Source organism: Roseibium aggregatum IAM 12614, from assembly GCF_000168975.1.
In the GTDB taxonomy this organism is placed as follows: Bacteria; Pseudomonadota; Alphaproteobacteria; order Rhizobiales; family Stappiaceae; genus Roseibium; species Roseibium aggregatum.
The window spans coordinates 150,986-175,924 of the sequence record NZ_AAUW01000012.1 but is presented as its reverse complement, the minus strand read 5'-3'; the positions used below and the strand labels follow the sequence as shown (position 1 = coordinate 175,924).

Below are 24,939 nucleotides of genomic sequence, written 5' to 3'. Positions count from 1 at the left end.
CTCAGGCCCCCAGCTTGATGCGCGGGTCGAGCCACGCCAGAAGAAGATCGGAAACGAAGTTCATGAAGACGATGATGAAGGTCAGCAGCAGCAGGATGGCGCCGGCCACATACATGTCGAGGTCTAGATAGGCCTTCAGCAACAGCTCGCCGAGCTCGGTCAGGCCCAGCACGGCAGCGACGATCGGCAGCTCGGAAAAGATCCGGTTGACGTCAAAGCCGATGGTAGAAACGATCGGGTTGATCGCGAGCCGCGCCGGGTATTTCAGCAGCAGCTTGCCTTCCGGCACACCGCGGGCACGGGCCGCCGTTACGGACAGGCGGTTGAGCTCGTCCGACATGGTCGCGCGCATGGTCTGGATCTGGTAGGCGACTGCGGACCAGGCCAGCACGACCGCCGGCAGCCACAGGTGCTTGATCAGGTCCCACACTTTCGCAAGCGACCAGGGCGCGTCCTGATAGCGGGCGGACAACAGCCCGCCGATATCGGCACCGAACCATTTGTTGGCGAAATAGAGCATGATCAGTGCCAGGAGAAAGTTCGGCAGGGCGAGCCCGAGATAGGAAAAGATGGTGAGCCCGTAGTCGAGCGATGAACCGCGCTTGACGGCAGCATAGATGCCAACCGGGATCGAGATCGCGTAAGTGAGGATCAGCGTTGTGAGCATGATGCCAAGTGTCAGCCACGCCTTGTCGCCAATCACTTTCACCACGGAGGTTTCAAAGGCGAAGGCCTGACCGAAATCGCCGTGAAGGACAATGCCGCCGATCCAGTCGAAATAGCGCAGCACCATGGGCTTATCGAGACCCAGATCTGAACGGATCGCCTCGATATCGGCTTCCGTGACGCTGACGCCGGTGCCGGAGAACTTGCGAAAGGCATAGCGGTCCGCATAGTCGCCGGGCGGGATTTCCATGATGATGAAGACCATGACGGAAACAAGGGCCATGGTGATCACCATGCCTACAAAGCGCTCAAGCGTGAACCGAAGCATCGAACCTCTCCATCGTCCCGGATTACCGGTTCCCACTCATCGCACCGTTATCCATCTTCCCGAGACCCCATCCTCCGAGGCGCGCGCAAACGCGCTCTCAAGGATGAGAAAGCCGGGGGCGTCGTCCCGGGATGTCGCCCCGGGGTGTGGTCATCCCTGCAAGCGCAGGGATGACAGGTGTTGGAAATGTGTGCCGGGGTGGCAGGCCGCTCCGGCAACTGCATCAGGGACTTACTGTTCCAGCGACCACTGCTGCGGACGGTAGGGATAGGTCCAGTAGAAGTCGTAGGTCTTGGCCTTGATCGGCTTCACGTTCTTCAGGTCATTGCGGTACAGGAAGGGAGCGACGATGTTGCCGACCGTGCCGATCTTCAGCAGGTTGTCGACATGGATCCGCGCGATTTCGGCACCCAGTCTGTTGCTTTCCCCGGACCCCATCTCAACCTGGATGAACTTCTCGGACAGGTCCCAGAGTTTCTGGATGTCTGCCGGAGGTTCGGTGCCTTCCTTGCCGCCGCTTTCCTTCCAGGCAGCCCATTCAAAGCCGGTGCCCGGGTTGAAATAGTCGCCGAAGGGCGGGATGAAGGCGGTAACGTCCTGGGAAATGGTCGGGCCGGCATTGCCGTCGTATTTCCAGGTGGTTACGTCCAGTTCGTTGTTGTTGCCGGCAGAGCGGTATTCGTCGGACGTGACTTCCTTCAGGTCGACGCGGACACCGACCGCAGACCAGTAGTCACGGACAAGTTCCATCATCTTCACCGGAACGCCCTGGGTCGAATAGACCATGCGGACCACCAGCGGCTTGCCGTCCGCCCGTTCCAGGGTGCCGTCGCCGTCGGTATCTTTCAGGCCGATTTCAGCCAGCAGCGCCTTGGCGCCTTCAACGTCGTAGGAAATGTCCTTGTTGAGCAGTTCGTCGGAGATGAAGGACACGGTCTTCGGTTCAGCCGGAACACCCTGCATCGGCGTGCCCTGGCCGAGATAGACGATTTCGTTGATCTCGTCGCGGTTGAGGGCGTGGGACATGGCGCGGTTGAAGCGGACGTCCGAGAAGAGTTCCGCGAGAACCGGATCCTTGTGAGTGCGGTTGAAGGAGAAGAAGACGTTCTCGCCGAAGGTCGGGGCGAAGGAGACGGTGTAGTTGCCCTTGCCTTCGTTTTCCTTCAGCAGCGGGAAGTCTTCCAGGAAGACGGCCTGCTGTTTCCAGACCACTTCGCCGTTCATGATCTTCAGGTTCTGCACTTCCTTGTCGCCGATATAGGTCTCGGAGATTTCGGAGATGTAGGGAAGCTGGTTGCCGGCGGTGTCGACCATGTGGAAATAGGGGTTGGCGACCAGCTTGCGGCCTTCGGAGCTTTCTTCGACCACGATGTGGCTTTCCAGCGTCGGCACGACGGCGCGGCCGATCTTGGTGGCCTTGTCGCTATCCTTCAGCAGCGGGGAGGGAACGTCCTTCCAGTCTGAACCACCGTAATAGAAGTCGACCGCTTCCCTGGCGCTTTCAAAGCCGTATTCCTTGGCGAGTTCTTCTGCCTGTTCGTTGTATTTCGGCATGAACTGGCTGAGGAAATGCTTCGGCTGGAACGGCTGGCCGTAATCGACGGCGAAGCGGTTCAGGATGCCCGGGGTAGGAACCGGGAAGGTGAACCTGACGGTGACCGGGTCGATGGCTTCGACCTTGACCGGCTCGCCAGCGAACAGCCAGCGGCCCGGGGTCTTTTCATAGACATCCGGGTTCAGGATGATGTCGTTATACCAGAAGGCAACGTCTTCTGCGGTGAACGGCTCGCCGTCGGACCACTTGTGGCCTTCTCGCAGGTTGATGGTCAGTTCGGTGTATTCGTCATTCCAGGCCCAGCCCTTGGCGACGTTCGGCACGACGGTCTGAAGGTCGTCGGCGTACCGCACGAAGTTGACGTGGCGCACGGACAGGAGATCGGACGTGCCGGACTCTGTGCCTTTGGAAATGCCGGTCAGGACACCGCCATAGGTACCGATCTTTTCATAAGGTGCAACAACCAGCGGCTCTTTCGGCAGTCGGGCAGCGACGTCGGCCAGTTCGCCATTGCCGAGGATCTTGCTGTTGAGATCCCTGATGGCCGGGTTCTCTACGAAAGCCAGGCCACAAGCGGCCTTTTCTTCGAATTCTGCGAGTTCGAACTGCTGTGGGTAGTCAGAGTTGAGGCCTTGCTTGTCGGCGACAGTGACGGCCGGGCAGTTGGCCAGGGCAGGGGTGGCCAGAACGGCCAGCGCTGCGCCGGACAGGAGAAGAGATTTGACGGTCATTGCGGGCTCCTGGAAGGGAAAATGTGCGAGGCCCTAACAACGCTTCAATCATAACAGTTTGATGAAATTTTTATATGTATAGCTTTTTGTTATAAAGTGATCCCTGACATGGAAGTGTCAAAGATCGTGCAGGCTCTTTCTGAAGGCTTCGACGGCCGCCACTTTCGACATGTCCTTTTGCCAGACAACATAATGGTTGGCGACCAGTGAGGGATCGTCGATCTGTATGGCAACGCAGCCGTCGCGGTCGGTGATCTCGGCCTCCATGGCGATGCCGACACCGACCCCGGAACGGATCAGGGTGGCGATAGAGCCCCAGGAGCCGAGCGCCAGCACTGTGTGCGGCCGGATGCCGGCGATCGTTGCCGCTGCCTCGAAGATCTTGCGCGTTCCGGAAGATCCTTCCCGCTGCAGCAGATGCAGAGACGCGACCTCGTCCCAGCTCACCGTCGCTTTTTTCGCCAGCGGATGATCGTGCGGTGCGGCAATCACGATGCGGGTCTTGACCAGCAACTCGCCGTCCAGGCCGGAAGGGATCTCTCTGCCGGTGACGAAACCGATATCGATCTCGCCATCTTCGAACAGGTGGAGAATGTCCTGCGTCGCCAGAGCCCTGGCCTCGATCGAGATATCCGGGTGGCTGGACATGAAGGTGGAGATCTTCGGAATCGCAAGCTGATAGGTGGAATAACCGATCCTGAGTTCACCGGAGGCGAGCGTCCGCTGATGGGTGAGCTCCGTCTCCAGATCCCCCACCAGAGCCAGAACGGCCCTGATGCGCGGCAGGAGACCTTCCAGGGCGGGGGTCGCTGAAACCGAATAGCCGGATTTCGCCAGGAGCCTTGTCTTGAAACGGCTCTCCAGGCTCTGGACATGGTTGGATATGGACGGCTGGGAAACGCCAATTTCCTTTGCCGCGGCTGAAAAACTGCCCGTACGGACCACGGCTTCCAGCGCGCGCAACTGCACGAGGCTGAGGGTGCTTTTGGAGCGAGCAGGCGTTTTTTCCATGACCGTTCAGGAAAGCTTTGCAACAGGAGCGCGGGCTACGCCGGACAGCTCAAGTTGATGAGCGACGCGGAGTGCCAGATCCTCGCGCCAGGCCGGTGCGATCACCTGAACCCCGATGGGCAACTTAGCTCCTTCCAGCCAGATCGGCACTGTCACCGCGGGAAGCCCGATGAAGGAGATAGGCTGTGTGAACAGGCCGATGTTGGGCCGGGCCGGCATGGTCTCGCCGCCGATGGTGAAGGTCTTCGTGCCGGAGGCAAGGGCAGGGAAGGGCGTTGCCGGAGCCAGAAGAACGTCGACGTTTTCGAAGATCTTGCGGAAGAGATCGCGAAACCAGCTCCGGAAGCGCTGGGCCTGCTGAACCCAGATGGCCGGCACCATGGTTCCCGCCAGGAAGCGATCACGCGTTTCCGGGTCGAAATCCCGGGGCCGTTGCAGGATGCGGTTCAGATGCAGGGTGGAGCCTTCGGCCGCGGTGATGACATAGGCAGCGGCGCGGGCCCGGGCAGCTTCCGGAATATCGATCTCAAGGCTTGCGCCAAGCGCCTTTGCGACAAGATCGACGGCATTGAGGGCATCAGGCAGGGCTTTTTCTCGAAAGTATCCGCCGGCAACGGCAATGCGCAGCGGACCGATGTCTTCTGCAAGCCGGGTATGGGTTTCAATTTCCGGATGGTTCGTCTGGGCCGGATCCGCCGGGTCGTGCCCCTGCAAGACGTCAAATATCAGGGCCAGGTCTTCGGCCGAGCGGGTCAGCGGACCGAGATGGTCCAGGCTGCCAACAAATGGGTAGGTTCCCGCGCGGCTGAGGCGTCCGTAGGTCGGCTTCAGGCCGAACAAGCCGCAGAAGGAGGCAGGGACACGAATGGAGCCGTTGGTGTCGGACCCCATGGCAAGCGGCACCATGCCGGCAGCGGTTGCCGCGGCAGATCCGGAGGATGAGCCGCCGGTCATGTAATCCGTATCGTGAGGATTGCGGCAAATGCCGTCGTGTGCGCTTTCGCCAGTGAAATCATAGGCGTATTCGCCCATGTGAGTCGCCCCGACCAGAACCGCTCCAGCCTCTTTAAGCTTGCGCACCAGTATTGCGTCTGCGGTGGCAGGCGGGTTTTCGCGGTTGATCTTTGCACCGGCGCGGGTGGTCAGGCCTTCGACATCGTAAAGGTTCTTGACGGCATAGGGCACGCCGGCCAGCGGCAAGGTCTGGCCGTCTTGAATGGCGTCATCGACGGCGCGTGCTTCAAGGAGTGCGCGCTCGCCCAGGACGTCGGTAAAGGCGTTGACCTTGGGATTGAGACTTTCAATCGCCTCGAGAGACGCATAGGCAACTTCCAGAGCCCTGATATCACCGCTGTTGACGGCTGTGACCGTCTGAGCCGCTGTCCGAGCGTTCAATTCCTTGCTCTCAGGGCTCATGGGACAAAGACCGGTGCAGCTTCGGCGTGATCCTCCAACGGGAAATCCAGCACCGCTTCGGCAGCTTTTTCGATCGCGGCAATATGCATTTCCACGACAGGGCGCCAGTCTTCCTCGATTGTCAGACCCAACATCTTTTCCATGTGGGCCACATGCGCCCTGGGTTCAAACGTGTCCGCCATCCCGCTGTCCTTCATCCAGAATTTTCTGGAGGCATCTTTCAAAGGCTGCGGGGCCCTGTCCAGAGAAGATTTTGCCTTTTGTGATTTGAGCTTCCTTCGGTTCTGTTTCGGCAAGCCGGAGGTTCAGTGGATGGCGGGTTATGACCTGGTTGTTGCGACGCAGCATTTCTGTTGCATAAAAATTAGCCCTGCGCATAATGGCGGCATGAGCGGCGGGCTTTCCATTCTGGTTATTGATGACAACAAGATCCGTGCCTCGATCATCGAGCAGGGATTGCACGATGCCGGGCACGACAAGGTTATTGTCGTGCACCAGATGGAAGGGCTGGTTCGCCAGATCTCGGACATCAATCCGGATGTGATCGTGATCGATCTGGAGAACCCGAATCGAGACCAATTGGAACACATGTTTCAGGTGTCGCGGGCGGTGCGCCGGCCGATTGCGATGTTCGTCGACAAGTCGGACAGCCACTCCATCGAGGCGGCCGTCGACGCGGGCGTATCGGCTTACATCGTCGACGGGCTGAAGCGGGAACGTGTCAAACCGATCCTGGACATGGCGATCAGCCGTTTCCGAGCGTTTTCCAGGCTGACAGAGGAGCTGGAGGAAGTGCGCTCTGAACTTGCAGACCGGAAAACCATCGACCGGGCCAAAGGCATTCTCATGAAATCGAAGGGGCTCAGCGAGCAGGAGGCTTATGACCTCTTGCGCCGAACGGCCATGAACCAGAGTCGTAAAATCATCGATGTGGCCCAGAGCCTGGTGATCGCCAGCGGATTGCTGGGAGACTGACGCGATGACAACAAGAGCGACCGGACGGGGAGAGACGGCCAACCAGAGGACTGTAGGATCATGAACACGAACCTGAAGCCTGTCATTGCAGGATTTATTCCGCTTCTGGACAGTGCCGTCATCGTGGCTGCTGCCGAGTTAGGCTTTGCCGAACGGGAAGGCATAGCGCTCAAACTGATCCGGGAAACCTCCTGGGCCAACATCCGCGACCGGATATCCGTTGGCCATTTCGATGTCGCCCATATGCTGGCCCCGATGCCGATTGCCGCCAGCCTCAACCTGACCAGTCTTGCCGTGCCCATGCTGGCCCCCATGCTGCTCGGGCTGGGTGGCAACGCGATTACGGTCTCCAATGCCCTCTGGGCGGATATGGCCGCTGCCGGAGCCGACCCGGAAGGCGATCCGGCCTCCACGGGGGCTGCGCTTGCGCGTGTGATCGCCAGCAGGCAGAAGAGCGGCCTGCCGATGCTTCATTTCGGTGTCGTGCACCCTTTTTCCGGACATGCCTATGAATTGCGCTATTGGCTCGCCGCCGCCGGGATCGATCCGGACCAGGATGTGGAGATCACGGTGCTGGCGCCACAGGTCATGGCGGATGCTCTGGCTGAAGGTCAGCTTGACGGTTATTGCGTCGGTGAACCCTGGAACACGGCGGCAGTCGAAGCCGGAACGGGCCGCATTGCCACCTACAAGCAGGCTATCTGGCCGGACAGTCCGGAAAAAGTGCTGGGCGTCACGCGTAAATGGGCCGACGCCAACCCGGACACGCTGGCGGCGCTGATGCGGGCCTTTTCGGCGGCGGCCAACTGGTGCGCCGATCCGAAGAACAATGTGGAGCTGGCAGGCGTGCTCGCACGGCCCGACCTTCTGGCCTGTCCCGCAGAAATCTGCCTTGCGGCACTCTCGGGCCGGATCCGGCTGGACCAGGCGTCGGTGAAGGACGTTCCGGACTTTCTCACCTTCTCAGGCGGCATCAAGGCAGCACCGATGCCGGTTTACGGCAAATGGTTCTACGAGCAGATGGTGCGTTGGGGGCAGGTGCAGCCCTCGAAAGAGGCGGAACAGGAAGTCGAAAAGGTGTTCTCGCCGACCGTCTATCTGGAAGCGATGGGATTGAGCGGTGTGGCAACAGACGCGACCATAGAGATGTTTGACGACGCGCGTTCCTGAGCGCCGAAACAGCCAGGTAGAAGCAGTTCAAATCAGGTTGCGATGCACAAAAATCATTCAGTTGCCTGCATGCTTAGCTGACCAAATATGCAGGTTGTGCAGGTGGTCAAAATTTTCTGGAAAGCTAAGTCTCTGTAAATAAACAGAAACGCCGAATTTCTGCAATTGGCACAGTTCGTGCTTTTAGGTGGGTAGGGCCAACGTTGGCCTACCAGATATCGCACCCACCGCCGGGTGCACAGGCAAAGCCGCCGATCTGAACCGCATGGGACCTCCTCCCATCATGCGGTTCGGTCGGCGGCTTTTTTTTGGTCCTGTGCCCGGCTGAAGACGGTGCAGGACGAACGAGGGACAGGACGCGACAATGAAGAAGACCCTGAATATCACCCGCCGGACCGCACTTGGCGCCCTGATGGCTGCCACGGCTCTTGTGTCCGCTTCCAGCGCCTATGCCGAGATGCTGGATGTCGAAAAGGACGAACTCACCTTCGGCTTCATCAAGCTGACGGATATGGCGCCACTCGCCGTTGCCTATGAACTTGGCTATTTCGAAGAAGAAGGCCTCTTTGTCACGCTGGAGCCTCAGGCCAACTGGAAGGTTCTGCTCGACCGGGTCATCACCGGCGAACTGGACGGTGCTCACATGCTGGCTGGTCAGCCGCTGGCGGCCACCATCGGCTTCGGCACCAAGGCACATATCGTGACGCCGTTCTCCATGGACCTCAACGGCAACGGCATCACCGTTTCAAACGAAGTCTTCGAAATGATGAAGCCGCACCTGGAAATGCAGGACGACGGCAAGCCGGTTCACCCGATCAAGGCTTCGGCCCTGAAGCCGGTGGTCGACAAGTTCAAGTCCGAAGGCAAGCCGTTCAACATGGGCATGGTCTTCCCGGTTTCCACCCATAACTACGAGCTGCGCTACTGGCTGGCATCCGGCGATATCAATCCGGGCTTTTATTCCAAATCCGATATTTCCGGCCAGATCCAGGCGGATGCGCTTTTGTCCGTGACACCGCCTCCGCAGATGCCGTCGACGCTCGAAGCCGGCACCATCTACGGCTATTGCGTCGGCGAACCCTGGAACCAGCAGGCCGTCTTCAAGGGCATCGGTGTCCCGGTCATCACCGACTACGAGATCTGGAAGAACAATCCGGAGAAGGTGTTCGGCCTGACGCAGGAATTCACCGAAGAATACCCGAACACCACGCTAGCCCTCACCAAGGCGCTGATCCGCGCGGCCAAGTGGCTGGATGAGAACGACAACGCCAACCGTATGGAAGCCGTCGAGATCCTGGCCCGACCGGAATATGTCGGCGCGGACGCCGAGGTGATCGCCAACTCCATGACCGGCACCTTCGAGTATGAGAAGGGCGACAAGCGCGACGTTCCGGACTTCAACGTCTTCTACCGCTACTACGCCACCTATCCCTACTATTCCGATGCCGTCTGGTACCTGACCCAGATGCGCCGTTGGGGCCAGATTGCCGAGTACAAGCCGGATAGCTGGTACGACGAAGTCGCGCGGTCGGTCTATCGCCCTGACATCTATCTGAAAGCCGCAGAAATGCTGGTTGAGGACGGGCATGTGGCCAAGGAAGACTTCCCCTGGGAAACGGACGGTTACCGCGCTCCGACCCCAGCAGCGGACATCATCGACGGCATTCCCTACGACGGCAAACAGCCGAACGCCTACATCGACAGCCTTCCGATTGGCCTGAAGGGCAAGCAGGTGGTCGATGGCAATCAGGTCGTGGGCGGCTGATCTCCCCAGAACTTGAGCGGCGGCCCGCAGCCCCGCCGCTCGTCTTTCTCATTCGGAACGAACCGACAGAAATCGAACAAGGATCGCCATCATGGCCAATGCCGATACCGCAGGCAGTCAGGACCTTGCCCGTGCCGCGCGCCGGGAGAAGCTCTTCACACGGATCAACAAGGCCGCCGGCTGGCTGGATGCACTCGGCCTGTCCTGGACCGTGCCGCTGCTGAAAATTGCCGCTGGAGACAGCCTGAAGGAACAGTTGGGCGAGCTGAAACGCGTCCTCGTGATCCCGCTTCTGGGGATCGCTGCCTTTCTCGTGCTGTGGGGTGCTCTGGCGCCGCAGGTGCAGACGTCCCTTGGAGCCGTTCCGGGACCTGCAGCGGTCTGGTCCCAGGCGGTCAACCTCTGGGACGACCATGTGCGCGAACGTGAAAAGGCGGATGCCTTTTATGAGCGCCAGGAACAGCGCAACGCCAAATACGAAGCCGAAGGCAAGACCGACAAGATCAAGTGGCGCGACTATACCGGCAAGCCGACCTACATCGACCAGATCGGCACTTCGCTGAAAACCGTCGGCCTCGGCTTCCTGATCGCAACGCTGATCGCCGTGCCGCTCGGCATTGCCTCGGGCCTGTCGCGCTCCTTCAATGGGGCGATCAACCCGCTCATTCAGATCTTCAAGCCGGTGTCACCGCTCGCTTGGCTGCCGATCGTTACCATGATCGTGTCGGCGACCTACGCCGATCCGGTCGACTGGCTATCGAAATCCCTCCTGATTTCCGCCGTCACTGTGACCCTCTGCTCCATGTGGCCGACCCTGATCAATACCGCGCTGGGTGTGGCCTCGGTCGACAAGGATCTGATGAATGTTGGCCGCGTTCTGCAGCTACCCACCTGGAAGACTGTTACCAAGCTGGTGCTTCCTTCCTCCCTGCCGCTGATCTTCACCGGGCTGCGCCTGTCGCTGGGTGTGGGCTGGATGGTGCTGATTGCCGCGGAAATGCTGGCGCAGAACCCGGGTCTTGGAAAATTCGTCTGGGACGAATTCCAGAACGGTTCTTCCCAGTCGCTCGCCAAGATCATGGTCGCTGTTCTGACGATCGGCATCATCGGCTTCATGCTCGACAGGCTGATGTTCGCCCTGCAGCGCGCCTTCACATTCTCGGCCAATCGTTAAGGAGACGGATATGTCCTTTCTGGAAATCTCCGGTGTCTCCAAAAGCTATGGCGAAGGCGCTGCCCGCACCGAGGTGCTGGACGACATCAACCTGAAAGTGGAAGAGGGGGAGTTCATTGCCATTGTCGGCTTTTCCGGCACGGGCAAGACAACCCTGATCTCCCTGCTGGCCGGCCTTATCGAGCCGGACAAGGGGGGCATCATCTTCAAGAACAAGGAAATTGACGGGCCGCACCCGGACCGGGGTGTCGTGTTCCAATCCTATTCGCTGATGCCGTGGCTGTCGGTTTACGGCAATGTGGCGCTGGCCGTTGACAGCGTTTTCAAGAAGAAGAGCTCGGCTGAGCGCAAGGCAATCTGCGACAAATACATCGAGATGGTCGGTCTGGGGCATGCCCGGGAGCGCAAGCCGTCGGAACTTTCAGGCGGCATGCGCCAGAGGGTGGCCGTGGCGCGGGCCCTTGCCATGCAGCCGGAACTGCTGCTGCTGGACGAGCCGCTCTCGGCGCTCGATGCCCTGACCCGCGCAAAGCTTCAGGACGAATTCGCAGCAATCTGCGAGGAAGAGAAGAAGACCATCGTCCTCATCACCAACGATGTCGATGAGGCGATCCTTCTGGCGGATCGGATCATTCCGCTGAAGCCGGGCACACCGGCAACGCTTGGTCCGGAGTTCAAGGTGCCGTTTCAGCGGCCGCGCGATCGCGGTGAACTCAATCACGACGACGACTTCATTCGCCTGCGGGCTGAAGTCACCGAGTACCTGATGGAAGCAGGTGCCGAGCGCGGGGCGGATCTGGAAAGGGACATTGTCCTGCCGGACATCGTTCCGATCACCCAGCGTCCCGGAAAATCCTCGGGCAAGGCCGCAGACAAGCTGCCGTTGGCCTATGAGCGCGCGGCAGGGTCGGCAATAGAAGAACGCTATCTCGACTTTTCCCAGCTCAAGAAGGTCTATCCGACGCCGAAAGGACCTCTGACGGTGGTCGATGGGTTCGACCTGAAAATGAAAAAAGGCGAGTTCATCACCCTGATCGGCCATTCGGGCTGCGGCAAGTCGACGGTCCTGTCCATGGTGGCAGGGCTCAACAAGATCACCGAAGGTGCCATCGTTCTCGATGGCACCCACGTGACCCAGGCAGGTCCCGACCGTGCCGTCGTCTTCCAGGCGCCGAGCCTGATGCCCTGGCTGACCGCCTACGAGAATGTCGAGCTGGGTGTCGACAAGGTCTATCCTGATGCATCCCGCCAGGAAAAGCGGGACGTGATCGAATATTACCTCGCCAAGGTCGGTCTGTCGGATGCGATGCATAAGGCGGCATCCGAGCTTTCCAACGGCATGAAACAGCGTGTCGGCATTGCGCGGGCCTTTGCCCTATCGCCGAAACTGCTGCTTCTGGATGAGCCCTTCGGCATGCTTGACAGCCTGACGCGCTGGGAACTGCAGGATGTCCTGATGGACGTCTGGAAGCGCACCCAGGTGACGGCCGTCTGCGTCACACACGATGTCGATGAGGCCATCCTGCTAGCCGACCGCGTGGTGATGATGTCGAACGGACCGAACGCCCGTATCGGCAACATCATGGAAGTGGACCTGCCGCGGCCGCGGTCGCGCAAGGAGCTGCTCGCCCACCCGGATTACTACGCCTACCGCGAGGAGCTTCTGGACTTCCTGGAAGCCTATGAGGGCGGCGCGAACCCCAGCGAAGATCAGTTGAAATCCATTCAGGAAAAACGGGCCGCACGGATGGCCCGTCAAACCGCGGCGGCCGAAGCGGCCGAATGAAAGTCTGGAGAAAAGCCATGACAAAACAGAAGCTTGTCATCGTCGGCAACGGCATGGCGCCCGGGCGGATGCTCGAAAACCTGTTCGAAAAAGACCGGGACGCTTGTGAGGTCACCATTTTCAATGCAGAGCCTCGGGTGAACTACAACCGGTTGATGCTGTCGCCGGTTCTGTCGGGTGAAAAGACCTATGAAGACATCATCACCCACGGCGACGACTGGTATGCCGAACATGGCGTGACCCTGCACAAGGGCGCGCGTATTTCCGGGATCGACCGGCAAGCCAAGACCGTCACCTCGGAAACCGGCATCACCGCCACTTACGACAAGCTGGTGATCGCCACAGGATCGTCTCCCTTCATCATTCCGCTACCGGGCAAGGATCTCGACGGCGTTCTGACCTATCGCGATCTGGACGACGTGGAAAAGATGCTGGACGCCGCCAAACGCGGCGGACGTGCTGTCGTTATTGGAGGCGGTCTGCTGGGCCTTGAAGCGGCGGCCGGCCTCAAGATGCAGGGCATGGACGTTACCGTTCTGCACCTGATGCCGACCCTGATGGAGCGCCAGCTCGACCCGGCCGCCGGGTTTCTGCTCGAAGCGGAATTCAAACGCCGCGGCATCGACGTGCGCACCAAGGCAAACAGCCATGAAATCCTGGGGGATGACGCGGGCCGGGTGCGGGGTATTCGCCTTGACGACGGAACCGAGATCGAAGCCTCGATCATTGTCATGGCCGTCGGCATCCGCCCGTCGGCGGACCTTGCCAGGGCGGTTGGCCTGGACGTCAATCGCGGTGTTCTGGTCGGCGACGACATGCGCACAAGCGATCCGGACATCTTCTCGCTCGGCGAATGCGTTGAACACCGGGGCATGTGTTACGGCCTCGTTGCGCCGCTCTATGAAATGGCGGGGGTGATTGCCGACAATCTGCTCGGCGGGTCATCCGAATATACGGGTTCCGTTACCGCGACAAAGCTGAAGGTGACCGGTGTCGATCTTTATTCGGCGGGCGATTTTTCCGAAGGAGACGATCGGGAAGAGATCGTGCTGCGCGATGCGTCGGCCGGTGTCTACAAGCGCATCGTCCTGAAAGACAACAAGATCGTCGGTGCTGTGCTTTACGGCGAAACTTCCGACGGCCCGTGGTTCTTCGACCTTTTGAAAAAAGGCACCGACGTCTCGGACATGCGCGAGACGCTGATCTTTGGCCAGGCCTATCAGGGAGGGGCCCCGCTGGACCCTACGGCGGCCGTTGCAGCCTTGCCGGATGATGCGGAAATCTGCGGCTGCAACGGCGTATGCAAGGGCAAGATCGTTACGACGATCAAGGAGAAGGGCCTGACGTCCCTGGACGGCGTCCGGGCGCACACCAAGGCGTCAAACTCCTGCGGCACCTGCACGGGGCTGGTTGAGCAGCTGATGCAGGTGACCCTGGGCGATGCCTATAATCCGGCGGCCGTCACGCCGATGTGCGGCTGCACGCATCTTGGCCATGACGACGTCCGCCGTCTGATCAAGTCCAAGGAGCTGAAATCCATCCCGGCCGTGATGCAGGAGCTGGAATGGACCACGTCGGGCGGCTGCGCCAAGTGCCGGCCGGCGCTCAACTACTATCTCGTTTCCGACTGGCCGGATGAATATGCGGACGACTACCAGTCCCGCTTCATCAATGAACGTGTTCACGCCAACATCCAGAAGGACGGTACCTATTCGGTCGTCCCGCGCATGTGGGGCGGCATGACGTCGTCCAAGGAACTGAGGGCGATTGCCGATGTCGTCGACAAGTTCAACATCCCGGCAGTGAAATGTACCGGCGGCCAGCGCATCGACATGCTGGGCGTCAAGAAGGAAGACCTTCCCGCGGTCTGGGCAGACCTTGGCAAGGCCGGTTTCGTTTCCGGGCAGGCCTATGCCAAGGGCCTCAGGACTGTGAAGACGTGTGTCGGCACGGACTGGTGCCGGTTCGGTACGCAGGATTCCACCGGTCTCGGCATCAAGCTGGAAAAGTTCATGTGGGGCTCCTGGACCCCGGCGAAGCTGAAGATGGCGGTCTCCGGATGTCCGCGAAATTGCGCGGAAGCGACCTGCAAGGACATCGGCATCATCTGCGTCGACAGCGGTTACGAGATCCATTTCGCAGGGGCTGCCGGCCTCGACATCAAGGGCACGGAAGTGCTCGGCCTGGTGAAGACCGAGGATGAGGCAATCGAGCATGTTGCCGCGCTTGCCCAGATGTACCGCGAACAGGGCCATTACCTGGAACGCATCTACAAGTGGGCGAAGCGTATCGGGCTGGACGAGATCCGGCGCCAGATCATGGACGATGAGGCGATGCGCAAGGCGTATTTCGACCGTTTCGTCTTCTCCCAGAAATACGCCCAGGTCGATCCGTGGTCGGAGCGTGTCTCCGGCAGGGACAAGCATGAGTTCAAGCCGATGGCTGTTCTGACAAAGGAGGCTGCCGAATGACCGCCGACATCCGCAATTGGGTCCATATCGGCACCCTTGAAGACATTCCTAGGGAGGGAGCCCGGTGCGTGAAGAACGGCGAGATGACCATCGCCGTCTTCCGCACCGCCAAGGACGACGTCTTCGCCTTGGAAGACAAGTGCCCGCACAAGAACGGGCCTCTCAGTCAGGGGATCGTGCATGACGGCTGTGTGACCTGTCCGTTGCACAACTGGGTGATTTCCCTGGAGACCGGAGCTGCGCAAGGGGCTGATGAAGGCCGCACGGCGGCTTTTCCCGTCCGTCTGGAAGACGGCCGGATACTCATTGACCTTTCCTATTCACACGAAGCCGTCTGACCGGCCGAGCACTCTCGCGAAAGGAATTCAGATGTCATACGTAACGCCACAGGAATTTGCCTCGAAAATGATCGACGCGGGCGAAGCGAAAATTTTCATGTCCACCAAGGACACGCTTATCCGCGCCTATATGGCTGGTGCCATCCTTGCCCTTGCCGCCGCCTTCGCGGTGACAATCGCCGTCAACACCGGCAACTTCCTGGTTGCCTCGATCCTGTTTCCTGTCGGCTTCTGCATGCTCTATCTGCTGGGCTTCGACCTTCTGACCGGCGTGTTTACGCTGGCGCCGCTGGCTGTGATCGCAAAACGTCCGGGCTGTACCTGGGGCGGTGTTTTCCGCAACTGGGGCCTGGTCTTTACCGGCAACTTCGCCGGTGCCCTGACGACCGCCGTTTTCATGGCGATCATCTTCACCATGGGCTTCAGTCAGGAGCCGAACGATGTCGGTCAGAAAATTGGCAAGATCGGCGAAGCACGAACCCTCGGCTATGCCGCCGCCGGCTGGGCGGGTCTGCTGACAGTCTTCATCCGCGCCGTGATGTGCAACTGGATGGTGTCGACCGGTGTCGTCGCCGCGATGATGTCCAACTCGGTCTCCGGCAAGATCATGGCCATGTGGATGCCGATCCTGGTGTTCTTCTATCTCGGCTTCGAGCACTCCATCGTGAACATGTTCCTGTTCCCGTCCGGCATCATGCTCGGCGGCAACTTCACCTGGTTCGACTACTTTGCCTACAACGAAATTCCGGTCGTGGTCGGCAACCTTGTCGGCGGGCTGACCTTCGTCGGCGGCATGATCTATGCCACCCACTACAAGACCTCGCCTTCGCGCAACGCCGGCTACGAAAAAGCGCCGGTCGCAGCGCCTGCCGAATAAGTGTGACGCTCCGCCGCCACGGGCGGCGGAGCGCTTCTTCCGGAGGATCCTTTTCCCGTGCTGATGCAAGTCCGCCATACCACTTTGAGCGTCGAGACCGGCCAGTCTTCTTCTGCCGGACGGAAAGCCCTGAACCAGGACTTCCACGGCGCCATGGTGTCGGACGGTTCGGCACTGGTGCACAAGGGCGTTGCGCTTGCCATCGCGGACGGCATTTCCTCCAGTCCGGTTGCACATGTCGCTGCCGAGACAGCCGTCAAATCCTTCCTCTCCGACTACTTTTGCACCTCGGAAGCCTGGTCGGTGAAGACTTCGGCGAGCCGGGTAATCCTGGCCGCCAATTCGTGGCTTTTCAGCCAGACAAAACAGGCCGCCGAACTGGACAGAGGCCATGTCTGCACCTTTTCCGCCCTGGTTCTGAAAGGACGCAAGGCGCATCTCTTTCATGTCGGTGACAGCCGTATCTGGCGTCTCTCCGGACAAAGCCTGGAACAACTGACGGAAGATCACACTGTCCGGATCTCGGAAACGGAAAGCTATCTCGGCCGGGCACTCGGCGTCGGGCACTCTGTCGATATCGATTATGCCGTGTTCGACCTTCGTCCGGGCGATGTATTTATTCTGACCACGGATGGTGTTCACGGCTTCTTGCGGCCAAAGGATATGGCCGATGTCGTGCTGGCCGGTCAGGATCTCGACGTGGCAGCCGCGGCGCTTGTCGATCAGGCGCTGGCTGCGGGCAGCGATGACAATCTGACCGTCCAGATCGTCCGGGTGACGGGCATCTCGGAACCGGGCGCTGAAGACCTCCTGAGCGGAGAGGGCACTTTGCCACCGGCACCGCTGCCGAAGGTGCCGGGCAGATATGAAGGCTTCCGGCTGTTGCGCGGCCTGCATGCCACCAGCCGCAGCCACATCTACCTGGCAGAAAACGAGAAGACGGGCGAACCTGTCGTCCTCAAGTTTCCGTCGCTCGATTTGCGCGGCGAGGAAGACTATCTGCGCCGGTTCGCGCTGGAGGAATGGGTCGCCCGACGGATTACCTCTCCGCATGTCCTAAAGGCGGCCTCCTATCCCGAGGGCCGGAAGACGCTGTTTCTGGCGAGCGAATTCGTCGACGGACAGACGCTTCGCCAGTGGATGACAGACAATCCGCATCCGAGCCTTGAAATGGTGCGCGGCATCCTGGAGCAGGTTGCGAGGGGTCTGATGGCATTTCACCGCAAGGAGATGGTTCATCAGGATCTGCGGCCGGAAAACATCATGATCGATGCGTCCGGCACGGTGAAGATCATCGATTTCGGTTCCGTGCGAATTGCCGGTGTCATGGAGGCGGTGCCGTCTCTCGACAAGGGCGAGATCCTGGGCACCCACCAATACACTGCCCCGGAAGTGTTCCTGGGGTATCTCGGCACGGAATACAGCGACCAGTTCTCGCTTGGCGTCATCGCCTACGAAATGCTGACCGGCCGCTTGCCTTATGGCGCTGCCGTTGCCAGGGCGACTAGCGAGCGGGCTCAGGCTGCCCTGCGTTATCGCAGTGCCACGTCTGTCACGGAGCGTGTGCCGGACTGGGTCGACGGCGCCCTTTGCCGTGCGGTTCATCCGGTGCCGGGGAAACGCTACGAGGCCCTGAGTGCCTTTCTTGAAGATCTGCGCCGCCCGAACCCTTCCTTCAGTCCAGATCGTTTTGTCCCTCTGGCGGAACGCGATCCTGTCCGCTTCTGGCAGATCGTGTCTGCTGCTCTCGCGGTGCTTTGCGCCATCCTTTTCTTTCAACTCTTCGGCAATCCATAGGAGATTTTCATGTCCGCTCTCACCCGTGAAGACGTTACCAGCATGATCCTGTCGGCCAAGCGGCAGGCCGGGCTTACCTGGGAAGGCATTGCCGAGGCCATCGGCATGTCGCCGGTCTGGACCCATTCGGCGGCCATGGGCATGAACGCCATGCCGGAAGACAAGGCGCAGGCGATCACCACAACGCTGGGCCTGCCGCAGGAAGCCGCTCTTGTGCTGCAGGAAAGCCCGACTAAGATCTGGTCGCAGACCGTGCCGACGGACCCCTGCATCTACCGTCTTTATGAAATCGTCGGCGTTTACGGGCCGACCATCAAGGCCCTGATCCACGAGAAGTTCGGCGACGGCATCATGTCTGCCATTGATTTCGACATGTCGGTCACTCGCGTCGAAAACCCCAAGGGTGACCGGGTGAAGATCGAGATGTCCGGCAAATACCTTGGTTACAACGCCTGGTAAGCCAGGAACCGGGAAAGATGGAATGACCGACAACAACAACAAAACCATCCGGACCACCTGTCCCTATTGCGGTGTCGGCTGCGGCGTTCTCGCCACCCGGCACCCGGACGGGACCGTGAGCGTTGCAGGCGACCCCGACCACCCATCGAACTTTGGACGGCTGTGTTCCAAGGGCTCCGCGCTCGGCGAAACACTGTCGCTCGACGACAGGCTGCCCTATCCGGAAATTGCCGGCGAACGCGCTTCCTGGAATGACGCGCTCGATCTTGTCGCGCGCAACTTTCAGGAGGCCGTTCGCGATCACGGGCCAGACAGCGTTGCGTTTTATGTCTCCGGGCAGATCCTGACCGAGGACTATTACGTCGCCAACAAGCTGATGAAAGGCTTCATCGGGTCAGCGAATATCGACACGAACTCTCGCCTTTGCATGGCGTCTTCCGTTGCCGGTCACCGCAGGGCGTTTGGCTCGGACACGGTGCCGGGCACCTATGAAGACCTTGAACTGGCGGATCTTGTCGTTCTGGTCGGTTCCAATCTGGCGTGGTGCCACCCGGTGCTGTTTCAGCGGCTTGAAGCGGCGAAAGCGGCCAACCCAGGCATGCGTATCGTCGTTATCGATCCCCGCAAGACGGCGACCTGCGCCATCGCGGATCTTCATCTGCAGTTGAAGCCTGATACGGACGTTGCCCTGTTCAATGGGCTGCTGTCCTTTCTGGCAGAAGCACTCGTCGTAAATGATAGTTATGTCAAACGGTTCACGGAAGGGCTTGAGGCCGCTGTAGAGGCTGCAGGTCCGTGTGAAATTGGCCAGATTGCCGAAAAGACAGGGCTGAAGCGGCAGGACATTGCGCTCTTCTACAAGATGATCGCGCGTACGGAAAAGACGGTCACTGTCTACAGTCAGGGTGTCAATCAGTCGGTCGTCGGCACGGACAAGGTCAATGCCATCGTCAACACGCATCTGGCGACCGGCCGGATCGGCAAACCCGGCATGGGGCCGTTCTCGGTCACGGGCCAGCCAAACGCCATGGGCGGTCGGGAAGTCGGCGGGCTGGCAAACATGCTGGCAAGCCATATGGTGCTGGAAAATGCCGAACACCGGCGGATCGTTCAGGACTTCTGGAAGAGCCCGGCCATTGCCGACAGGCCCGGGTTGAAGGCGGTCGAATTATTCGAGGCCGTGCGCGAGGGCCGCATCAAGGCCCTGTGGATCATGGCGACCAGTCCGGTGGACAGTCTGCCCGACGCCGACGGCGTGGCGGAAGCGCTGAAGACCTGTCCTTTCGTGGTCGTTTCGGAGGTCACTCGGGCAGCCGATACGGTTCCCTATGCGAACGTCTTGCTGCCGGCAGCCGCCTGGGGCGAAAAGGATGGCACGGTTACCAACTCCGAGCGCCGGATCTCAAGACAGCGCGCCTTTCTGGAGCTTCCCGGAGAAGCCCGCCCCGACTGGTGGCAATTGAGTGAAGTCGCATCCCGCATGGGTTATGCCGAGGCGTTTTCCTTTCCGGGCCCTGCAGCGATTTTTCGCGAACACGCGGGGCTCTCCGGATATTGCAACGACGGCAACCGGGATTTCGATATCAGCGCCTATCAGGATGTGCCCGATGCCGGTTTCGATGCCATGACGCCTTTCCAGTGGCCGCAGAGCGCTCTTGCACAATCGGCCGAGACGAGGTTTTTCGCCGAGGGAGGGTTCTATACGGAGACCGGCAAGGGACGTTTCGTTCCGGTGGTTTTCAAGGCGCCACGTCAGACGGAGAGGCGGTATCCTTTCGTTCTGAACACGGGCCGGGTCCGCGACCAGTGGCACACGATGACGCGCACCGGCAAGACGCCGCGCCTCACGGCCCATTTCGCGGAGCCCTTTGCCGAAATTCATCCCCAGGATGCCGAACGGCTCAAAATTGCACCGGCTGATGTCGTGAAGGTACGAAGCCCTCACGGATCCGTACTCGTGAGGGCACTGATTACGGACAGGGTTGGCGAGGGGCAAGTGTTCGTGCCGATGCACTGGACCGATCAACTCGCGTCCAATGCGAGGGTCGATACGGTCGTTGCCCCGGCAACCGATCCGCACTCGGGCCAGCCAGGCTCCAAATTCACTCCGGTGGCCGTGACACGGGCCGCGATGGCCTGGTTCGGGTTTGCCGTCTTGCGCCGTCGGCCGGAAAAGATTGCGGCGGACTATTGGGCCTTGGCTCCCATCCCGGGAGGTTTCAGGCTGGAATGTGCGGGCCGCGACAAGGCCGATATTGCCGGACTTGCAGCCTCGCTCGGTGAGGTTGATTGCGAAACCGTCGAGATTTCCGATGTTTCTGGTGGTTGGCATCGGCAGGCTCAGTGGAAAGAGGACGTCCTGCAGACAGCCTTCTATTTCTCGGCTGCTCCGGTGGAGGTCTCCCGCCAATGGGCGTGCAGCCTGCTGAGCGGAGATGCCATTGCGCGGCAAGATCGCGCAAGTGTTCTTGCCGGACGGGTGCCTGCCGACAGGCCCGACCCGGGCGCGCTTGTTTGCTCCTGCTTCCAGGTTGGCTGCAACCAGATTGCCGAAGCCGCGCGCTGCGGTGCGGCGAGTGTCAGCGCGATTGGGGAAACGCTGAAAGCGGGCACGAATTGCGGCTCCTGCCGCTCGGAAATCCAGACGCTCCTGGATGACATCGCAAAGGAAAGCCTCAATGACGCCGACATTGCGCAAGCCAGCTGAGGTAAAGAGCCGGAAACGTTCGGCGCGCGTTGGAGCTTTGGCAAGCCTGCCACTGTTCTTCCCGCTGGAGGGCCGAAAAGTGCTGCTTGCGGGCGGTAGCGATGCGGCTGCCTGGAAAGCGGAGTTGCTGGCCGCTGCCGGTGCTGAGGTTCACATTTATGCCGAGAACCTGGCTCCCGCATTCGACGGGCTGATTGCCTCCGAAAACAGTCGGGGCAGAATTGTCCATCATCAGAGGCGCTGGTCGGTTGACAGTTTTGAAGGTGCTGTTCTGGCTGTTGCCGATGCGATCAGCGACGGTGAGGCGCAGGCCTTTGCCTGCGCAGCTCGCGCAATGGGGCTTCCGGTAAACGTGATCGACAAGCCGGCCTTTTGCGACTTCCAGTTCGGCTCCATCGTCAACCGGTCGCCCGTCGTCATCGGCATCTCGACGAATGGAGTTGCGCCTATCCTCGGGCAGGCGATCCGCCGTCGGATCGAAACGCTGATGCCGGAAAGCCTGCAAGGATGGGCACAACTGGCAAGCCGGCTGCGCGAGAAGACACTGTCGCTGCTGGAGGCAGGGGCACAGCGACGGCGGTTCTGGGAGCGGATCTCCGATCTTGCCTTCTCCGGAAAGTCCGCCCCAGAAGAAGAGGATCTCGCCGAAGCGCTTCTGGAGGATGCAAGGTCGTCTGCGGCAGGCAAAGTCACCCTTGTCGGGGCCGGGCCGGGCGATGCCGAATACCTCACGCTGAAGGCGGTGCGTGCGCTGCAATCGGCCGATGTCATCCTGTTTGACGATCTTGTGGATGATGCGGTTCTGGAACTGGCCCGCCGTGAAGCCAAGCGGATGCTGGTCGGCAAGCGGGGCGGCCGGGAAAGTTGCCGCCAGGAAGACATCAACGACATGATGGTTTCGCTCGCCCAACAGGGCAAACACGTGGTGCGGCTCAAATGCGGAGACCCGATGATCTTCGGCCGGGGCGGGGAGGAACTCGAAAGGCTTGCCGCAGAAGGTATTCCGGCGTCCGTGGTTCCAGGCATTACGGCGGCCTCCGCCATGGCAGCACGCCTCGGCATTTCACTGACGCATCGCGATCATGCCCAGTCGGTTCGGTTCGTCACCGGCCATTCTCGCCACGGCGAGTTGCCGCAAACGGTTGACTGGCACGGGCTGACCGATCCGGCAACCACCACTGTCTTCTACATGGGAGCGAGAATGGCCGGCAGGATCAGGGATCGGCTCGTTCAGGAGGGCCTTTCGCCAGCTACACCTGTCGTTGCCGTCTCGGGGATTTCCCGCAGCGATGAACAGCGCTGGTCAGGGGCTCTGCACGAACTTGAGCAGGGTGTCACGTCGCTGGGGCTGGAGGGGCCGATGCTGATTGGCGTTGGGCAGGTTTTCCAGGCAGCGAACCGTCAGACCGGGCAGAGGGTAATGTCTGAATTCCGTCAGCGCCATCCGCTGGAGTTGGAAACAGCAGGCGGTGAAAATCCAGGCAGTCGGACGCTTGGCAAAGCGGCTGCCATTTGATTTGTTCGAGCAGCTGGCAGCGGAGCATGCCTCCAGCCCGCGCGTGATGGCGACCTGTCCCGGCGCCGGCACGGAGCAGGAAACTCCCATGGAGGCGAAGGTTTGAGCGGGCTTGTGATCCGGAGCGTTCTGGTCGACGGTGCCAAAACGGCTGTCGATGTTGCCGTAGAGAGTGGAAAGATTTCCGCGATCGGAGTGGACCTTCCGGAGAGCCCGGAAGAGGTGGATGGCAAAGGTGTTCTGCTGGTGCCCGGATTTGTCGAGAGCCATCTTCACCTCGACAAGGCCTGCATTCTCGACCGCTGCCGGAACGAGACCGGCACGCTGGAAGGGGCGATTTCCTCTGTTGCGGAGGCGAAGAAAGGGTTTTCGGAAGAGGATGTCTACGACCGGGGGCGGAAGGTCCTGGAAAAGGCCATCGTCCAGGGCACCAATGCCATCCGCACACATGTGGAGATAGATCCAGGGATCGGCCTTACGGGGTTTCACGCCATTCAGCGGTTGAAGCAGGATTTTTCCTGGGCACTCGACTTGCAGATATGCGTCTTTCCGCAAGAAGGACTTCTCAACAATCCGGGCACTGCCGAGTTGCTGGAGCAGGCGCTTACTGAGGGTGCTGATTTACTGGGTGGGTGCCCCTATACGGACAGCGATCCGAAGGGTCAGATTGCCTGCCTGTTTGACATGGCTCAGCGGCACGATGTCGATCTCGATTTTCATCTGGATTTCGATCTCGACCCTTCCTGGCGCCACCTTGACGAAATCGCCCGGCAGACAGTGGCCTACGGCTGGCAGGGCCGGGTTGCGATCGGCCACGTCACCAAGCTGTCGGCCCTTTCCCGAGAGGATCTTCTGGAGGCGGTGCAAATTCTGAAGACCGCTGACATCGCACTCACCGTTCTGCCGTCTACGGATCTGTTTCTGATGGGACGCGGGAGCGAAAACCTGGTGCCGCGTGGGGTCGCACCTGCGCATATCTTCCACGAACACGGCGTCTGCTGCACGGTCGCGACAAACAACGTGCTCAATCCGTTCACGCCTTATGGCGACTGCTCACTGCCGCGCATGGCCAATCTCTATGCCAACGTCCACCAGCTCGGCTCCGAGTCAGAGCTGGAAGCCTGTTTCGAGATGGTGACGGCCGCACCGCGGCGGCTGATCAACAAGGCCTACCGTATCGAGGCGGGGCAAGACGCCACGTTCGTCGCTTTGCCGGCATCGAGCGGCAACCAGATCGTGTCGGAGATCATTCGCCCGGTCTGGGGCATGAAGAACGGCAAATTCACGTTCGAACAGGCTTCAGCAAGGTTGCTCGAACCTTCTGGAACGCTGGACATACCTTCGCAACGCGGGGCGGTTCGGGTTTCCTAGCTGCTGCTGGTCGTGGCGGCCTTCGCCGTGCTGCTGCCACGCGCGCGCAGTTCGGCACGCTCCTGCATGTATTTTTCCGCCTCGATCATGTGGCCGCGCATGATCATCCGGCACAGCTCGGCGTCGCCTGATTTGATCGCCCGCAGCAACTTGACCTGATAGTGCAGTCCGGTTTCACGAAGGGCGGGGTTCGGTTCCTTGTAGATGGACCGGCAGACCGTCATGTCGCGCAGGAGGCTGAGCAGGAACGAACAGGTGAAGGCCAGGATCGGGTTGCTGCAATGGCGTGCCAGCTCTTCATGAAAATCAAGTTCCGCAAGTCGCTGGGCGTATTCTTCCTCAGCTGTCTTGGGCTCGTCCTCGTAAAGCCGGATGCAGCCCTGCAGGGCCTTGAAGGCGTCGTCGGTCAGCGTTCCGGCGACCGAGGCGGCAAGCTCCGGCTCGAGCTGTTTTCTGAGTGCGTAGATGTCTGCAATTGTCGGCTGGTCGAACAGGAACAGATTGTCCAGCATGCGGATGGCTTCGCCCGGTTCAACGGAGGCGACGAAGACACCACCGCCCGGACCGCTGCGGGTTGAGATGAGACCCTGGAATTCCAGCACCTTCAGGGCTTCGCGCAGAGACCCCCGGGAGACCTTGACCGTCTCGGGCAGGAGCCAGTCGGCGGGGACCCGGTCACCGGGCCGCAGTCCTGCCTCGACGATCTGTTCACGGATCTGCTGGGCAACCATGTCCGGCCGCCGCAGGCGTTTCCGTGTCTTGGGATCTGTCGCTCCTTCGGGAATTCTCATAGCCGGTTAATCTGCAATGCCTTGTTTTTCGGGAT

The 24,939-nt window shown here is 60.4% G+C and carries 19 protein-coding genes; 13 read left to right on the top strand and 6 right to left on the bottom strand.

What is annotated here, in order from left to right; translation table 11 throughout:
• Window position 1: 1 nt before the first annotated feature.
• The 5 genes from SIAM614_RS17465 to SIAM614_RS31255 all read right to left on the bottom strand — a co-directional run bounded on the left by SIAM614_RS17465 (window position 2) and on the right by SIAM614_RS31255 (window position 5,889).
• The gene (locus tag SIAM614_RS17465) at window positions 2-994 is read right to left on the bottom strand and encodes an ABC transporter permease (RefSeq protein WP_040440497.1); all 993 of its coding nucleotides are present in this window, start codon (window positions 992-994) and stop codon (window positions 2-4) included.
• A 231-nt stretch (window positions 995-1,225) separates the two neighbouring features.
• Entirely contained in the window at window positions 1,226-3,280 is a 2,055-nt protein-coding gene (locus tag SIAM614_RS17460; protein ID WP_006936538.1) for an ABC transporter substrate-binding protein, read from the bottom strand.
• Between the two features lie 117 nt (window positions 3,281-3,397).
• Window positions 3,398-4,291 carry a LysR family transcriptional regulator gene (locus SIAM614_RS17455; protein ID WP_006936536.1) on the bottom strand — a complete coding sequence of 298 codons (894 nt, stop codon included), beginning with the start codon at window positions 4,289-4,291 and terminating at the stop codon, window positions 3,398-3,400.
• A 6-nt stretch (window positions 4,292-4,297) separates the two neighbouring features.
• Window positions 4,298-5,707, bottom strand: a complete 1,410-nt coding sequence (locus SIAM614_RS17450) for an AtzE family amidohydrolase (protein ID WP_006936534.1) — start codon at window positions 5,705-5,707, stop codon at window positions 4,298-4,300.
• Window positions 5,704-5,889, bottom strand: coding sequence for a DUF4089 domain-containing protein (locus SIAM614_RS31255; protein ID WP_198137343.1), 186 nt, complete (start codon window positions 5,887-5,889; stop codon window positions 5,704-5,706). Before SIAM614_RS31255 ends, SIAM614_RS17450 begins: the two co-directional genes overlap by 4 nt.
• Window positions 5,890-6,094: 205 nt before the next feature.
• Between SIAM614_RS31255 and SIAM614_RS17445 the strand changes: the two genes are divergently transcribed.
• The 13 genes from SIAM614_RS17445 (at window position 6,095) to SIAM614_RS17385 (ending at window position 24,113) form a co-directional block, all read left to right on the top strand.
• Window positions 6,095-6,682, top strand: coding sequence for an ANTAR domain-containing response regulator (locus SIAM614_RS17445; RefSeq protein WP_040440534.1), 588 nt, complete (start codon window positions 6,095-6,097; stop codon window positions 6,680-6,682).
• 60 nt (window positions 6,683-6,742) lie between these two features.
• The gene (locus SIAM614_RS17440) at window positions 6,743-7,852 is read left to right on the top strand and encodes a CmpA/NrtA family ABC transporter substrate-binding protein (RefSeq protein ID WP_006936528.1); all 1,110 of its coding nucleotides are present in this window, start codon (window positions 6,743-6,745) and stop codon (window positions 7,850-7,852) included.
• A 364-nt stretch (window positions 7,853-8,216) separates the two neighbouring features.
• Window positions 8,217-9,617, top strand: coding sequence for a CmpA/NrtA family ABC transporter substrate-binding protein (locus tag SIAM614_RS17435; RefSeq protein ID WP_006936526.1), 1,401 nt, complete (start codon window positions 8,217-8,219; stop codon window positions 9,615-9,617).
• Between the two features lie 91 nt (window positions 9,618-9,708).
• On the top strand, window positions 9,709-10,791 hold the full coding sequence (locus tag SIAM614_RS17430; RefSeq protein WP_006936524.1) for an ABC transporter permease: 1,083 nt from the start codon (window positions 9,709-9,711) through the stop codon (window positions 10,789-10,791).
• 10 nt (window positions 10,792-10,801) lie between these two features.
• Entirely contained in the window at window positions 10,802-12,577 is a 1,776-nt protein-coding gene (locus tag SIAM614_RS17425; protein ID WP_006936522.1) for an ABC transporter ATP-binding protein, read from the top strand.
• A 17-nt stretch (window positions 12,578-12,594) separates the two neighbouring features.
• On the top strand, window positions 12,595-15,048 hold the full coding sequence (nirB, locus tag SIAM614_RS17420; RefSeq protein ID WP_040440496.1) for a nitrite reductase large subunit NirB: 2,454 nt from the start codon (window positions 12,595-12,597) through the stop codon (window positions 15,046-15,048).
• On the top strand, window positions 15,045-15,386 hold the full coding sequence (gene nirD, locus SIAM614_RS17415; RefSeq protein ID WP_006936518.1) for a nitrite reductase small subunit NirD: 342 nt from the start codon (window positions 15,045-15,047) through the stop codon (window positions 15,384-15,386). The genes nirB and nirD overlap by 4 nt, the downstream gene beginning before the upstream one ends.
• 31 nt (window positions 15,387-15,417) lie before the next feature.
• Window positions 15,418-16,263 carry a formate/nitrite transporter family protein gene (locus tag SIAM614_RS17410; protein ID WP_040440495.1) on the top strand — a complete coding sequence of 282 codons (846 nt, stop codon included), beginning with the start codon at window positions 15,418-15,420 and terminating at the stop codon, window positions 16,261-16,263.
• A 63-nt stretch (window positions 16,264-16,326) separates the two neighbouring features.
• A complete protein-coding gene (locus SIAM614_RS17405; protein ID WP_040440531.1) occupies window positions 16,327-18,060 on the top strand; it encodes a bifunctional protein-serine/threonine kinase/phosphatase in 1,734 nt (577 codons plus the stop codon).
• 9 nt (window positions 18,061-18,069) lie between these two features.
• On the top strand, window positions 18,070-18,519 hold the full coding sequence (cynS, locus tag SIAM614_RS17400) for a cyanase (RefSeq protein WP_006936512.1): 450 nt from the start codon (window positions 18,070-18,072) through the stop codon (window positions 18,517-18,519).
• A gap of 22 nt (window positions 18,520-18,541) precedes the next feature.
• Complete coding sequence (locus tag SIAM614_RS17395; RefSeq protein ID WP_006936510.1) at window positions 18,542-21,226, top strand: nitrate reductase; 2,685 nt, start codon at window positions 18,542-18,544, stop codon at window positions 21,224-21,226.
• Complete coding sequence (cysG, locus tag SIAM614_RS17390; RefSeq protein ID WP_157139921.1) at window positions 21,198-22,742, top strand: siroheme synthase CysG; 1,545 nt, start codon at window positions 21,198-21,200, stop codon at window positions 22,740-22,742. The genes SIAM614_RS17395 and cysG overlap by 29 nt, the downstream gene beginning before the upstream one ends.
• Window positions 22,743-22,844: 102 nt before the next feature.
• On the top strand, window positions 22,845-24,113 hold the full coding sequence (locus tag SIAM614_RS17385; protein ID WP_006936504.1) for an amidohydrolase family protein: 1,269 nt from the start codon (window positions 22,845-22,847) through the stop codon (window positions 24,111-24,113).
• Here the strand turns inward: SIAM614_RS17385 and SIAM614_RS17380 are convergent.
• The gene (locus SIAM614_RS17380; RefSeq protein ID WP_006936502.1) at window positions 24,110-24,904 is read right to left on the bottom strand and encodes a FadR/GntR family transcriptional regulator; all 795 of its coding nucleotides are present in this window, start codon (window positions 24,902-24,904) and stop codon (window positions 24,110-24,112) included. The genes SIAM614_RS17385 and SIAM614_RS17380 overlap by 4 nt on opposite strands.
• Window positions 24,905-24,939 lie beyond the last annotated feature (35 nt).